Raw genomic sequence first — 12,937 nt, forward strand, 5'->3', positions numbered from 1 at the left:
TTTACTTGACGGCGGCTACGACGCGGGTGGCAGCTTCGGCCATCGTGTCGGCGCTGATGATGGGCAGACCCGAATCGGCCAGCATCTTCTTGCCGAGTTCTTCGTTGGTGCCCTTCATGCGGACGACCAGCGGCACGTTCAGGTTGACGGCCTTGCAAGCAGCGATCACGCCTTCGGCGATGACGTCGCAGCGCATGATGCCGCCGAAGATGTTGACCAGGATGGCCTTGACGCTCTTGTTGGCCAGCATGATCTTGAAGGCTTCGGTGACCTTCTCGGCCGTGGCGCCGCCGCCGACGTCCAGGAAGTTGGCCGGCTCGCCGCCGAACAGCTTGATGGTGTCCATCGTGGCCATGGCCAGACCGGCGCCGTTCACCAGGCAGCCGATGTTGCCGTCGAGCTGGATGTAGGCCAGGTCGAACTTGCTGGCTTCGATTTCAGCGGGATCTTCTTCGTCCAGGTCGCGGTACGCAACGATTTCCGGGTGACGGAACAGCGCGTTGGGGTCGAAGTTGAACTTGGCGTCCAGGGCGATGATGTTGCCCTTGCTGTCGCGGTTCAGGGGGTTGATTTCGACCAGGGAGGCGTCGGTGTCCATGTAGCACTTGTAGAGCTTCTGGAACACGTCAACGGCCTGGGCGGTCGAGTCGGCGGGCAGGCCGATCGCGTTGGCGATCTTGGTGGCTTGCTCGGCGGACAGGCCGGTCAGCGGGTCGATGTATTCGGTGATGATCTTTTCGGGCGTCGAGTGAGCCACTTCCTCGATGTCCATGCCGCCTTCGCTGGAAGCGATGAAAGCGACATTCTGCGTGGCGCGGTCGGTGACCAGCGACACGTAGTATTCCTTCTGGATGTCGGCGCCGTCTTCGATGTACAGGCGGCGAACCTTCTGGCCTTCAGCGCCCGTCTGATGCGTGATCAGCTGCATGCCCAGGATTTCGGAGGCCAGCTTGCGGACGTCGTCCAGCGAGCGGGCCAGCTTGACGCCGCCGCCCTTGCCGCGGCCACCCGCGTGGATTTGTGCCTTGACGACCCAAACCGGTCCACCCAGCTTTTCAGCGGCAGCCACGGCCTCGTCGACGGAAAGAGCGGGGATCCCGCGCGGCACGGGGACGCCAAATTGCTTCAGCAGTTCCTTGCCTTGATACTCGTGGATTTTCATGTGTTACCTGTCAGGACGTATGAGAAAAAGAAGGTGAATCGGAGGACGACTCGGCCGATGCCTCAGCGCTACCCCCGGTGTACCACTCGGGATAATGCTCAGCCACCACAGGGCCGCCAGTGCTGAGCGCATGGCAGCCGTCCAGTTGGAATGGACGCCGGTTCGGGTTGGGTTCCTGCCGCCGGCGGTTGGCCATGGTCTGGACCGCCGCGGTGGGAAGCACCTGCGACAGTTCGGTCATGTGCGTACAGCCTTCCACATGCCCGAACCGCTCTTTGACCTGGCGACGGAACCCCTTGAGCAGGTTCATGCCGATCAGGTCAGTGTACGCCGGCTCGATGGCCTTGCAATGCTCGCCGTAAGGCGCCGCGTCATAGACAGCCTGAGCCGCCACGATCGAGAATTGCTCGTCGATGGTGATGCGCAGGTGCATATGGTGGATGGGTTGCCCGGCCTTGAACATCTCGCCGTCGCGCTTGGGAAAATCGTACGCCTTGACGTCGATAAGCTCGGCTTCCAGATCCCAGTTGCCGTCGTCGCGCGCGTACGACTGCACACGTATGGAACGCGTATGCAGCGGCTGACGAGGACAATCCGGCGGTGGCAAGGGCATGCGTGGGGCCTGCGGGGCAGAGACGGCCAGCGCGTAATGGTGCGCGGCAACAAAACCTTCAAAGTATAGCGCAGGCGGCCTGCCGCAATCGTATTAATTGGCCGGGGGATGGCCCGCTATCCCGCACGCTGGCGTGCGTGGCGGCGGCGGCTCGCAGGGGGCCGGCGCCCGGACTGCCCCGAAATCGCCGTGCGTGGCAGTCAAAAAACCCGGCGCGCGCAATCGGGGCGCGGCCGGGTTGAGGTATGCGATGTCCCGGCGCCTTCGCGCCGGGGACGGGCCATGGGGTCAGGCCGCGTCGCGCAGGGCGCGCGCCGCCTGGACCATGCCGATCAATGCGGCCTCCGTTTCCGGCCAGGCGCGCGTCTTCAGGCCGCAATCGGGATTCACCCACAGGCGCTCCTTCGGCAGCCGGGCAGCGGCCTTGTTCATCAGGTCCACCATCCAGTCCACCTCGGGCACGTTGGGCGAGTGGATGTCGTACACGCCTGGACCGATGTCGTTCGGGTAACGGAAGTCCTCGAAGGCCTTGAGCAGCTCCATGTTGGAGCGCGACGTTTCGATCGTGATCACGTCGGCGTCCATGGCCGCGATGGATTCGATGATGTCGTTGAACTCCGAATAGCACATATGGGTGTGGATCTGCGTCTCGTCGCGCACGCCGGCCGTCGACAGGCGGAAGCAGTCCACGGCCCAGTCCAGGTACGCCTGCCAGTCGGCGCGGCGCAGCGGCAGGCCTTCGCGGATGGCGGGCTCGTCGATCTGGATGACGTTGATGCCGGCCGCTTCCAGGTCCACGACCTCGTCGCGCAGGGCCAGCGCAAGCTGGCGGCAGGTCTGTTCGCGCGGCTGGTCGTCGCGCACGAACGACCATTGCAGGATGGTGACCGGGCCGGTCAGCATGCCCTTGACCGGCTTGCTGGTCAGTGACTGCGCGTAGGACGACCAACCGACCGTCATGGGCGCGGGGCGCGCCACGTCGCCGAAGATGATCGGCGGTTTCACGCAGCGCGAGCCGTAGCTCTGCACCCAGCCGTTCTTCGTGAAGGCGAAGCCGGCGAGCAACTCGCCGAAATACTCCACCATGTCGTTGCGCTCGGGTTCACCGTGCACCAACACATCCAGGCCCACCTTTTCCTGGAAGCGGATGACTTCCTCGATTTCCTTGCGGATGGCGGCCTCGTACGCCGAGTCCGTCAGGGCGCCGGCCTTCCAGTCGCGGCGCAGCGCGCGGATTTCGGCAGTCTGCGGGAACGAGCCGATGGTCGTCGTGGGATAGGCGGGCAAACCCAGCTGTTGCTGTTGGCGCGCGATGCGGCCGGCGAACGGAGCGCGGTCGCGGGCCACGCTCGCGGCGGCGGCCATGCGCTGGGCGACGGCCGGATTGTGGATGCGCGTCGAGGCGCGGCGCGCGGCCAGTGCGGTGCGTTGCGCGGCCAGGCCGTCCTGCACCGTCGGATCCGTGGCGCTGTCGAGCGCGCGGCCCAACAGGCTCAGCTCGTCCAGTTTCTGCGCGGCAAAGGACAGCCAGCTTTTAAGTTCGGCGTCCAGTTCGGTTTCGTTTTCCAGGTCTACCGGCACGTGCAGCAGCGAGCATGACGGCGCCAGCCACAGGCGGTCGCCCAATTGGCGCGCGATCGGCGCCAGCGTGGCGATGGCGGCGTCCAGGTCGGTACGCCAGATGTTGCGGCCGTTGATGACGCCCGCCGACAGCACCTGGCCGTCGTTCAGGCCGGCAACCACCGCGGCCAGTTGTTCCGGCGCGCGCACCAGATCCACGTGCAATCCGGCGACCGGCAAGGCCTGCGCCGTCGACAGGTTGTCCTTCAGCCCATCAAAGTAGGTAGCGACGAGCAGTTTGACGGCGCTGGCGGTCAGGGTGGTGTAAACCTGCTTGAACGCGTCGCGCCAGGCTTGCGGCAGGTCGAGCGCCAGGATGGGCTCATCGATCTGCACCCACTCGACGCCCAGCTTGGCAAAGCGCGCCAGCACGTCGTGATAGACGGGCAACAGCGCCGCCAGCAGCTGCAGTTTGCCGGCATCGGCGGGGCCGCCGGCAAAGGCGTCGCCCTTGCCCAGGAACAGCCAGGTCAGCGGACCGGGAATGACCGGCTTGACCTGCAGGCCCAGCGCCTGCGCTTCCTTGACCTGCTCGAACAGGGTCTCGCGGGCAATGCGGAAGCTCTGGCCGGGCACCAGTTCCGGGACGATGTAGTGGTAATTGGTGTCGAACCACTTCGTCATTTCGCAGGCGGCGGCGGGCTTGCCCGACGGCGCGCGGCCGCGCCCCATGCGAAAGAGCGTGTCCAGGGAGACGGGGTCGTTGTCCTTCTGACCGAAGCGCGCGGGCACCGCGCCGAGCAGCGTCGTCCATTCCAGGATCTGGTCGTACCAGGCGAAATCGCCCACGGGGACGAGCTTGACGCCAGCCGCGGCCTGAAGGCGCCAATGGCGGGCGCGCAGTTCGCGGCCAGTTTCTTCCAATGCTTCGGCGGTTTGCTTGCCAGCCCAATAAGCTTCAACAGCGCGCTTGAGTTCGCGCTGGGCGCCAATGCGGGGGAAACCCAAATTATGAATCGTAGTCATGTGAACTCGCCATCCCACAAAATTTGTTCAAGTGACGGTCATTCTGACGCCAAATCAAAATGAATCAAAATCAATGTCTACATTCATAAGATGAGGAAATCTCATAGAATGCCGGTTCGTTCCCGTAAGCGCGATTCGACGCCTGGGATGCCCTTGTTGATTCGTCTTATATAAACCCGCCCGATGCTGGAAATTCGCCACCTCGAAACACTGACCGCCATCCGCGACGGCGGCAGTCTGCAGGAAGCTGCAGAACGCCTGCACCTGACGCAATCGGCGCTGTCGCATCAATTGCGGGACCTTGAAACCCGGCTGGGCACGCCCCTGTTGAATCGCCGCACGCGGCCCGCGCGGTTGACGACGGCCGGATTGCGGGTCCTGGCGCTGGCCGACGAGGTCTTGCCACGCATCCGCGCCACGGAACGCGACCTGCAACGCCTGGCGGCCGGGCGCACCGGCCGGCTGCACCTGGCGATCGACTGCCATTCCTGCTTTCAGTGGCTGATGCCGGCGCTGGACGCCTTCCGCGTGCAATGGCCGGATGTGGCGCTGGACCTGTCCGCGGCGTTCTCGTTTGCCCCCCTGCCCGCGCTGGTGCGCGGCGACCTGGATCTGGTCATCACGTCGGACCCGCAGCCGCTGGACGCGGTGGAGTACCTGCCGCTATTCAAATATGAGCTGGTGCTGGCCGTGTCCGAATCGAACCCGCTCGCGGGCAGCAAATTCATCATGCCGGAGCAGTTGGCGGACCAGACGCTGATCACCTATCCGGTGGACAAGCAGCGTCTGGACGTCTTTACCGCCTTCCTGGATCCGGCGGATGTGGAGCCGGCCGCCATCCGCAAGGCCGAGCTGACGCCGATCATTGCGCAACTGGTGGCCAGCAATCGGGGCGTGGCGGCCCTGCCCAATTGGGCGCTGACGGAATACATGAATCAGGGATGGCTGCGGCTTTGCCGCCTGGGGCCGCAAGGCGTGTGGCGCACGCTGTATGCGACGGTGCGCAGCGAGGACACCGACGCCTCGTATATCGACGAGTTTTTGACCATCACGCGCGACGTCTGCTTCAAGACGCTGTCGGGCATCAAGTCGGCGAAGTGATGACGTAAGGGAACGACGCCGGCCGGATCGACGCCGGCCGGCGCGGCTTCAATCTTCGTCGCCCTCGCCCAGGATGCGCCGGATGACGTCGTGCGCGAAACCCCGGCTGGCCAGAAAGCGGGCCTGCTTTGCATACGCCGTGCGGTCTTCGGGCTTGGCGCTGAAGCGCTTTTTCCAGACCTCAAGCGCCCGGTCGTACTCGGTGGCGCGAAGCTGATCGCGCAATTCCGCGACCTGGTTGTCGTCCACGCCGTGCTGGCGCAATTCCTGCACGATGCGCGCCGCGCCCTGCCGCGAGGCGCGCCGATGAACGAGGCTTTGCGCGAAGCGTTCGGTGGACAGCCAGCCCTCTTTCTCGAGTGCGTCCAGCACGGATTCGACCTCGGCCGCATCTTCGGCGTAAGCAGCCAGCTTGCGCGCCAGTTCTTCGCGCGCGTGTTCGCGCCGCGACAAATACCCCACTGCCCGCATCTTCAGCGACGGCCCCTTGCGGGCCTGCTTGCCGTCAGACGTGGACGCATCGCCGGCGCTGGCGGCAGCTTCGGCACGCCGGCCGCGCCCGGCGCCGCGTTGGTCGGAACCGCGCTGTTCGGAACTGCGCTGCCACAGGCCGGAAGATTCGGCGCCATCAGCCGAATCCTCGGACGCCGCGGTCTCGCGGGCCACCCGCGCATCGGACGTGCGCCGCAAGCCTTGCGGCTTGGCGACCGTTTCGAATTCGTCGTCCAGCCTGGCGCGAAGGCGTTCGGCGGATGCGGGAGTCGATTTCCAGCTCATGCGCTTTCCTGCTTGCTAAGCAAAACGGCAGGCCCGTGATGGCGCCTGCCGCATGTCATTCGCCCCGAGGGGCCGGCGACGGAGCACACCCAAACTGCAGTGAGCCCCGAAGAACGCACCGATTACTCGGCGGTGTCTTCCGCCGTGGGCACGAATTCAGCGGCGCGGCTGACGATGCCCTGGTTTTCGCGGACGCGGTTTTCAATCTCGATAGCCATGTCCTTGTGTTCTTTCAGGTATTCGCGGACGTTGTCCTTGCCCTGGCCGATGCGGTTGCCGTTGTAGCTGTACCAGGCGCCCGACTTGTCGACGACATTGGCGGCCACGCCGAGGTCGATGATTTCGCCTTCGCGCGAGATGCCGGCGCCATACATGATGTCGAATTCAGCTTGCTTGAACGGGGGCGCCACCTTGTTCTTGACGACCTTGACGCGGGTTTCGTTGCCGACGACCTCGTCGCCCTTCTTGATGGAGCCGATGCGGCGGATGTCCAGACGTACGGACGCGTAGAACTTGAGCGCGTTGCCGCCGGTGGTGGTTTCAGGGTTGCCGAACATGACGCCGATCTTCATCCGGATCTGGTTGATGAAGATGACCATGCAGTTGGTCTTCTTGATGGTGGCGGTGAGCTTGCGCAGCGCCTGGCTCATCAGGCGGGCCTGCAGGCCGGGCAGCGAGTCGCCCATTTCGCCTTCGATTTCGGCCTTGGGGACCAGCGCGGCGACCGAGTCGACGACGATCAGGTCGACCGAACCCGAGCGCACCAGCGCGTCGGTGATTTCCAGCGCCTGTTCGCCCGTGTCCGGCTGCGAGATCAGCAGGTCGGCCAAGTTGACGCCCAGCTTGGAGGCGTATTGAACGTCCAGCGCGTGTTCGGCGTCGACGAAGGCGCAGGTGCCGCCAATCTTTTGCATTTCAGCAACGACCTGCAGCGTGAGCGTGGTCTTGCCCGACGATTCCGGACCGTAGATTTCAACGACGCGGCCGCGCGGCAAACCGCCGACGCCCAGCGCGATATCCAGACCGAGCGAGCCCGTGGAGACCACCTGAATGTCGTGCGAGACCTCGTTGTCGCCGTAGCGCATGATCGAGCCCTTGCCGAACTGCTTTTCGATCTGCGAGAGAGCGGCGGCAAGCGCCTTGGCTTTTTCCGAAGCGGCGGCCTTGGTGGTTTTGTCGTCCATGAGGAGTCCTGTCTGTAACGTATCTGGAAGTCGGAAAACTGCGGGTCTGGCAATGAGGATCAGATTATGGCATCGGATTGTACTGGACAAAAACCCAGTGTGCCAGTTCTTTGCACGTATACCCTGAGTGGCAAGCCCGACGCCGTGTGACAGAATCCGGAGCGATCCCGGTATTTTGCCCTTTTTCCGCCCCCGGGCCGGCGTGTTTCTTCCTAGCAGCAGCCCATGCGTATCCTGATCGCCGAAGACGACAGCATCCTCGCCGACGGCCTGTCCCGCTCGTTGCGCCACAACGGCTATGCAGTCGATGCCGTGCGCGACGGACTGTCCGCCGATTCCGCGCTGGCCGCCCAGGCTTTCGACCTCCTCATCCTCGACCTCGGCCTGCCTCAACTGGCCGGCCTGGAAGTCCTGCGCCGCCTGCGCGCCCGCAATTCCGCCCTGCCCGTTCTCATCCTGACCGCCGCCGACAGCATCGAACAGCGCGTCAAAGGCCTGGACCTGGGCGCCGACGACTACATGGCCAAACCCTTCGCCCTGTCCGAACTCGAAGCCCGCGTGCGGGCATTGACGCGGCGCGGGGCCGGTGGCGGCGCCACGATGCTCAAGCACGGCAAGCTGCTGTTTGATCAGACCGGCCGCGTCGCCATCGTCGACGACCAGACGCTGGACCTGTCGGCGCGCGAGGTCAGCCTGCTCGAGATCCTGCTGACGCGCAGCGGCCGCATGGTGAGCAAGACCCAACTCGTCGACCACCTGTGCGAATGGGGCGAGGAAGTCAGCACCAACGCCATCGAGGTCTATGTGCATCGCCTGCGCAAGAAGCTCGAGCCCAGCGGCGTGAAGATCGTCACCGTGCGCGGCCTGGGCTACTGTCTTGAGCGGGACCAGGGTGCGGCGTACCTCGCAAGCTGAGCCCTCCCCAGAGCCGCTCAACCAGGAAGCCCTGGACATCATGCAAGCCGGGTCCAAGGGCCCGAGCTTCGCGCCGCCGCAGCGCTCGCTGCTGGGCGAGATCCTGGACTGGATGCTCGCCCCCCTCTTCCTGCTATGGCCCATGAGCGTTGCCATCACCTACGTGGTGGCGCAGAACATCGCCAACGTGCCCTATGACCGCGCGCTCGCCAACAACCTGCACGTGCTGACGCGCCAGGTCCACGCGCAGGACGGCCGCGCGGTGCTGAAGATGACCGATGCCGCGCGCGACGTGCTGCGCGCCGACGAGACTGACAGCGTGTTCTGGCTGGCGCTGGGCAGCCGCGGCGAATACCTGGGCGGGGACCGCGCGCTGCCGCTGCCCACCACCGTGGGCCAGCCCCGCCCCGGCGAAGTCCAATACGAGGACGACACGCTGCGCGGCTTCGGCATCCGGCTGGCCTTCACCTGGGTCGACCTGCACCTGCCCGGCACGCAGCCGGCGCTTTTCATCGTGGCCGAGACCGTGGAAAAGCGCACGCAGCTCGCCAACGACATCATCAAGGGCGTGATCATTCCGCAGTTCGTGGTGCTGCCCATCGCCGTGCTGCTCGTCTGGTTCGGCCTGTCGCGCGGCGTGGCGCCGTTGAATGCGCTGCAGCAGCGGCTGCGCGCGCGCCGGCCCGACGACCTCTCGCCCATCGACGAGCGCGCCGCGCCGTCCGAGATTGCGCCGCTGGTCGCGGCCATGAACGACCTGCTGGACCGCCTGTCTGCCAACGTGCAGGCGCAGCGCCGGTTCGTGGCCGACGCCGCGCACCAGTTGAAGACGCCGCTGGCCGGACTACGCACGCAGGCCGAACTGGCGCTGCGCGACGCCAGTCCCGAGGAAATGCAGTCCAGCTTGCGCCAGCTCGTGACGGGTTCGGAACGCGCGACCCGGCTCGTCAATCAGTTGCTGTTGCTGGCCCGGGCCGAGAACCCCAGCGCCATCGGCCTGACGCGCACGGACATCAACGCCATCGCCTATGAACAGACCATGCACTGGGTGCCGCTGGCGCTGTCGCTCAGCACGGATCTGGGGTTCGAAGGCTCGGACACGCCCGTCGAGATCAACGGCAATCCGCTGCTGCTGGCCGAATTGCTGAACAACCTTGTCGACAACGCGCTGCGCTACACCCCGCGCGGCGGCCATATCACCGTGCGCGTCCTGCAGGTGGATGGCCAAGGCATCCTGGAGGTCGAGGACTCTGGGCCGGGCATTGCGCCAGACGAGCGTGAGCGCGTGTTCGACCGCTTCTACCGCGTGCTCGGCACGACGTCCGATGGCAGCGGACTGGGCCTGGCGATCGTGCGGGAAATCACGCAGAAGCATCAGGCAAGCGTGGAGATCGGCGACCATCCCACCGAACACTCCGACTTGCCCGGCACGCGCATCCGCGTTGTTTTTCCCCTCTACGCGCCCCCGCCCGACACGCTCGACAGCTAAGGACTATCCCTAGCCTTCCCCTGTGCATTTACTATTTGTTTCAATTTTAAGATTCGAGTAAGGGTCACGTCAGAACCTCGTCAGCCTCGGCCCCCAATGTGGCGATAGCTCGATGTCGGTCTTGCCGGCGGAGGGTCAAGCACGGCGGAAAACCGCCGGCCTAAAAACGAGGAGACATCATGAGCACAACTACCATGGCAGGCCGCGGTCCATCCGCGGATCCGCGTCCGATGACCAAGGAGGAGCGCAAGGTCATCTTCGCGTCTTCACTCGGCACGGTGTTCGAGTGGTATGACTTCTATCTATATGGCTCGCTCGCAGCCATCATTGCCCAACACTTCTTCTCCGGCGTGAACCCGACCGCGGGCTTCATCTTCGCGCTGCTGGCCTTCGCGGCCGGTTTCGCGGTGCGGCCGTTCGGCGCGCTGGTGTTCGGCCGGCTGGGCGACCTGGTCGGACGTAAGTACACCTTCCTGGTCACGATCGTGATCATGGGCCTGTCCACATTCCTCGTCGGCATCCTGCCCAGCTACGCCAGCATCGGCCTGGCCGCTCCCGCCATCCTGATCGTCCTGCGCCTGTTGCAAGGCCTGGCGCTCGGCGGCGAATACGGCGGCGCGGCGACCTACGTCGCTGAACACGCTCCGCACGGCCGCCGCGGCTTCTACACGTCCTGGATTCAAACCACCGCAACGCTGGGCCTGTTCCTGTCGCTGCTGGTCATCCTGGGCATCCGCACGTTCATGGGCGAAGACGACTTCAAGGCCTGGGGCTGGCGCATTCCGTTCCTGATCTCGGTCGTGCTGCTTGGCATCTCGGTCTGGATCCGGCTGCAGCTGAACGAATCCCCCACCTTCAAGCGCATGAAGGAAGAAGGCAAGGGTTCGAAGGCGCCGATCGCCGAATCGTTCGGCCAATGGAAGAACCTGAAGGTCGTGATCCTGGCGCTGCTGGGCCTGACGGCCGGCCAGGCCGTGGTCTGGTACACGGGTCAGTTCTACGCCCTGTTCTTCCTGACGCAAACGCTGAAGGTCGACGCCAACACCGCGAACATCCTGATTGCCATCGCGCTGCTGCTGGGCACGCCGTTCTTCGTGATCTTCGGCGCGCTGTCCGACAGGATCGGCCGCAAGCCGATCATCATGGCGGGCTGCCTGATCGCTGCCGCGACCTACTTCCCGATCTTCCAGGGCCTCACGCACTTCGCCAACCCGGCGCTCGAAAAGGCGCAAGCCACCGCACCGGTCACGGTGATCGCGGATCCGAGCACGTGCTCGTTCCAGTTCAACCCCGTGGGCACGGCGTCGTTCACCAGCTCTTGCGACGTGATCAAGTCGTTCATGGCCCGCAACTCGGTGAACTACCGCAACGAAGCCGCTCCGGCGGGTTCGGTGGCCCGCGTCAAGATCGGCAATGAAGAGTTCACGTCGTTCGACGGCCGCTCGCTGGCGCCCGCCGAGTTCAAGGCCAAGGTCGCTGAACTCGACAAGACGCTGACCGCCTCGATCCGCAGCCACGGCTATCCGGCCAAGGCCGATCCGGCCCAGACCAACAACGTGATGGTCGTGGTGCTGCTGACGATCCTGGTGCTGTACGTGACCATGGTGTACGGCCCGATCGCCGCCATGCTGGTGGAAATGTTCCCGACGCGCATCCGCTACACGTCGATGAGCCTGCCCTACCACATCGGCAACGGCTGGTTCGGCGGCTTCCTGCCTCCCGTCGCGTTCGCAGTGGTGGCTGCCACCGGCAACATCTACGACGGCCTGTGGTATCCGATCATCATCGCGGTCATGACCCTGGTCATCGGCACGCTGTTCGTGCGCGAATCCAAGGACAACGACATCAACGCCTGATAGACCATCCCCCGCCGGGCGGGACTGCTGCGCCTGCCCGGCCTTTCAAAAGCTCCTGATTGGAGCTTTTTTTTTATTCGCACTTTCAGGACCATGTCAGACCCGCGCCAGTAGACTGGGCGCTCAGATTACGGCCTTGCGCAAGATTGCCTGACGATTGATCCCCCTGTCAGACGATTGCAGGGCTGCTCTTCTGACACCAATACCGCGTTCCCCGCGAGCCTTTTATGACGCGGTATTGTGTGCTCCCGTACCGGCCCGACTCTTTATTGAGCCGGGCCGCTTTTTTTGCGGCCGCGGATCTCATGGACCACGCGTAAAGACAAAGGGCGGCCGCAACGCGACCGCCCTCTTCATGCCTTTTGATGCCACACCGCCGGCCTTGCGGCCGGCGCAGATCAACGACGCATGCCCACGCCGATCGCGAGGACGCCCGCCACGATCGCGGCAATGCCTGCCCACGTCGGGATGGGAACCGACTTCTCGGTTTCCGCCGTGGCCTTCACGGATCCGATCTGCAGGACCGTTTCCTCGGACTTGTAGCTGAAGCCCTTGTAGGCCAGGGCAACCACGCCCAGGACAATCAGGATCGCGCCAATGATTTTCATGTTTTCACTCCAATCTCACGTTGGTGCGCGGGACATTACCGGATAGGTCCATCCCTGTCAGTGACAGAACGTGTCGCCTGCTGCCGCGCGCAACGGATCGCTTCGGCAAAGTCGCCACGTCGTATAGAATCAACCCTTTTGGCCGACGCTCATGTGGTTCAAGAATCTCAAGATTTACCGCCTCTCTTCGCCCTGGACCCTGACCGGCGATCAGCTTGAAGACACGCTGGCAAAGCATGCGTACCAGTCCGGCAACAACCTGGAAATGCAAAGTCTGGGCTGGGTTCCCCCGCGCGAGAACGGCGGCCTGGCCCACGAAGTCAACGGCCAGATCCTGCTCAGCCTGCGCGCCGAAAAGAAGCTTCTGCCGGGTACCGTGATCAACCAGGTCGCCAAGGCGCGCGCCCAGGAAATCGAAGAGCAGCAAGGCTACAAGCCAGGCCGCAAGCAGATGAAGGAAATCAAGGAGCGCGTCACCGACGAGCTTCTGCCGCGCGCCTTCAGCGTCTATCGCGACACGCGCGTCTGGATCGACCCGAAGAACAACTGGCTCGTCATTGACGCGGCCGCGTCGGCCAAGGCCGACGAAGTCATCGGCCTGCTGGCCAAGTGCGTCGATCCCTTCCCGCTGGAAAACCTGTACGTC

11 protein-coding genes are annotated in these 12,937 nt (G+C 64.5%); 5 read left to right on the plus strand and 6 right to left on the minus strand.

The features are described from left to right. Position 1 precedes the first annotated feature (1 nt). From sucC to metE, 3 genes are all read right to left on the minus strand, one after another. Positions 2 to 1,162: an ADP-forming succinate--CoA ligase subunit beta gene (sucC, locus tag RT697_RS23620; protein WP_312429664.1), complete on the minus strand. Its 1,161-nt coding sequence runs from the start codon at positions 1,160 to 1,162 to the stop codon at positions 2 to 4. A 10-nt stretch (positions 1,163 to 1,172) separates the two neighbouring features. After that, positions 1,173 to 1,775: a DUF2889 domain-containing protein gene (locus tag RT697_RS23625; RefSeq protein ID WP_175124635.1), complete on the minus strand. Its 603-nt coding sequence runs from the start codon at positions 1,773 to 1,775 to the stop codon at positions 1,173 to 1,175. 288 nt (positions 1,776 to 2,063) lie between these two features. Next, a complete protein-coding gene (gene metE, locus RT697_RS23630; protein ID WP_313702143.1) occupies positions 2,064 to 4,361 on the minus strand; it encodes a 5-methyltetrahydropteroyltriglutamate--homocysteine S-methyltransferase in 2,298 nt (765 codons plus the stop codon). A gap of 183 nt (positions 4,362 to 4,544) precedes the next feature. Between metE and RT697_RS23635 the strand changes: the two genes are divergently transcribed. After that, positions 4,545 to 5,462: a LysR substrate-binding domain-containing protein gene (locus tag RT697_RS23635; protein ID WP_313702144.1), complete on the plus strand. Its 918-nt coding sequence runs from the start codon at positions 4,545 to 4,547 to the stop codon at positions 5,460 to 5,462. A gap of 48 nt (positions 5,463 to 5,510) precedes the next feature. Here the strand turns inward: RT697_RS23635 and recX are convergent, their stop codons facing one another. Then, positions 5,511 to 6,239, minus strand: a complete 729-nt coding sequence (gene recX / locus RT697_RS23640; RefSeq protein ID WP_313702145.1) for a recombination regulator RecX — start codon at positions 6,237 to 6,239, stop codon at positions 5,511 to 5,513. A gap of 122 nt (positions 6,240 to 6,361) precedes the next feature. Then, entirely contained in the window at positions 6,362 to 7,423 is a 1,062-nt protein-coding gene (recA, locus tag RT697_RS23645) for a recombinase RecA (RefSeq protein WP_312429655.1), read from the minus strand. A 225-nt stretch (positions 7,424 to 7,648) separates the two neighbouring features. Between recA and RT697_RS23650 the strand changes: the two genes are divergently transcribed. The 3 genes from RT697_RS23650 (at position 7,649) to RT697_RS23660 (ending at position 11,683) form a co-directional block, all read left to right on the plus strand. Continuing rightward, complete coding sequence (locus RT697_RS23650) at positions 7,649 to 8,338, plus strand: response regulator transcription factor (protein WP_056567365.1); 690 nt, start codon at positions 7,649 to 7,651, stop codon at positions 8,336 to 8,338. Between the two features lie 112 nt (positions 8,339 to 8,450). Further along, positions 8,451 to 9,827 carry a sensor histidine kinase N-terminal domain-containing protein gene (locus tag RT697_RS23655; protein ID WP_313702148.1) on the plus strand — a complete coding sequence of 459 codons (1,377 nt, stop codon included), beginning with the start codon at positions 8,451 to 8,453 and terminating at the stop codon, positions 9,825 to 9,827. Between the two features lie 194 nt (positions 9,828 to 10,021). Continuing rightward, on the plus strand, positions 10,022 to 11,683 hold the full coding sequence (locus tag RT697_RS23660; RefSeq protein WP_409517482.1) for an MFS transporter: 1,662 nt from the start codon (positions 10,022 to 10,024) through the stop codon (positions 11,681 to 11,683). A 398-nt stretch (positions 11,684 to 12,081) separates the two neighbouring features. On the opposite strand, the gene RT697_RS23665 is transcribed toward RT697_RS23660, so the two are convergent. Beyond that, the gene (locus tag RT697_RS23665; protein WP_128827787.1) at positions 12,082 to 12,291 is read right to left on the minus strand and encodes a hypothetical protein; all 210 of its coding nucleotides are present in this window, start codon (positions 12,289 to 12,291) and stop codon (positions 12,082 to 12,084) included. A 151-nt stretch (positions 12,292 to 12,442) separates the two neighbouring features. Between RT697_RS23665 and RT697_RS23670 the strand changes: the two genes are divergently transcribed. Further along, on the plus strand, positions 12,443 to 12,937 hold a 495-nt coding region (locus tag RT697_RS23670; protein ID WP_313702147.1), incomplete at its 3' end, for a recombination-associated protein RdgC.

It is taken from the genome of Achromobacter sp. (assembly GCF_032113835.1).
Classification (GTDB): Bacteria; Pseudomonadota; Gammaproteobacteria; order Burkholderiales; family Burkholderiaceae_B; genus Achromobacter.

Bases quoted from the DNA above. Each gene is read 5' to 3' on its own strand.
- recX (WP_313702145.1), bottom strand. From the start codon at position 6,239: ATGAGCTGGAAATCGACTCCCGCATCCGCCGAACGCCTTCGCGCCAGG.
- RT697_RS23660 (WP_409517482.1), top strand. From the start codon at position 10,022: ATGGCAGGCCGCGGTCCATCCGCGGATCCGCGTCCGATGACCAAGGAG.
- sucC (WP_312429664.1), bottom strand. From the start codon at position 1,162: ATGAAAATCCACGAGTATCAAGGCAAGGAACTGCTGAAGCAATTTGGC.
- recA (WP_312429655.1), bottom strand. From the start codon at position 7,423: ATGGACGACAAAACCACCAAGGCCGCCGCTTCGGAAAAAGCCAAGGCG.
- RT697_RS23655 (WP_313702148.1), top strand. From the start codon at position 8,451: ATGCTCGCCCCCCTCTTCCTGCTATGGCCCATGAGCGTTGCCATCACC.
- RT697_RS23625 (WP_175124635.1), bottom strand. From the start codon at position 1,775: ATGCCCTTGCCACCGCCGGATTGTCCTCGTCAGCCGCTGCATACGCGT.
- metE (WP_313702143.1), bottom strand. From the start codon at position 4,361: ATGACTACGATTCATAATTTGGGTTTCCCCCGCATTGGCGCCCAGCGC.
- RT697_RS23635 (WP_313702144.1), top strand. From the start codon at position 4,545: ATGCTGGAAATTCGCCACCTCGAAACACTGACCGCCATCCGCGACGGC.
- RT697_RS23650 (WP_056567365.1), top strand. From the start codon at position 7,649: ATGCGTATCCTGATCGCCGAAGACGACAGCATCCTCGCCGACGGCCTG.
- RT697_RS23665 (WP_128827787.1), bottom strand. From the start codon at position 12,291: ATGAAAATCATTGGCGCGATCCTGATTGTCCTGGGCGTGGTTGCCCTG.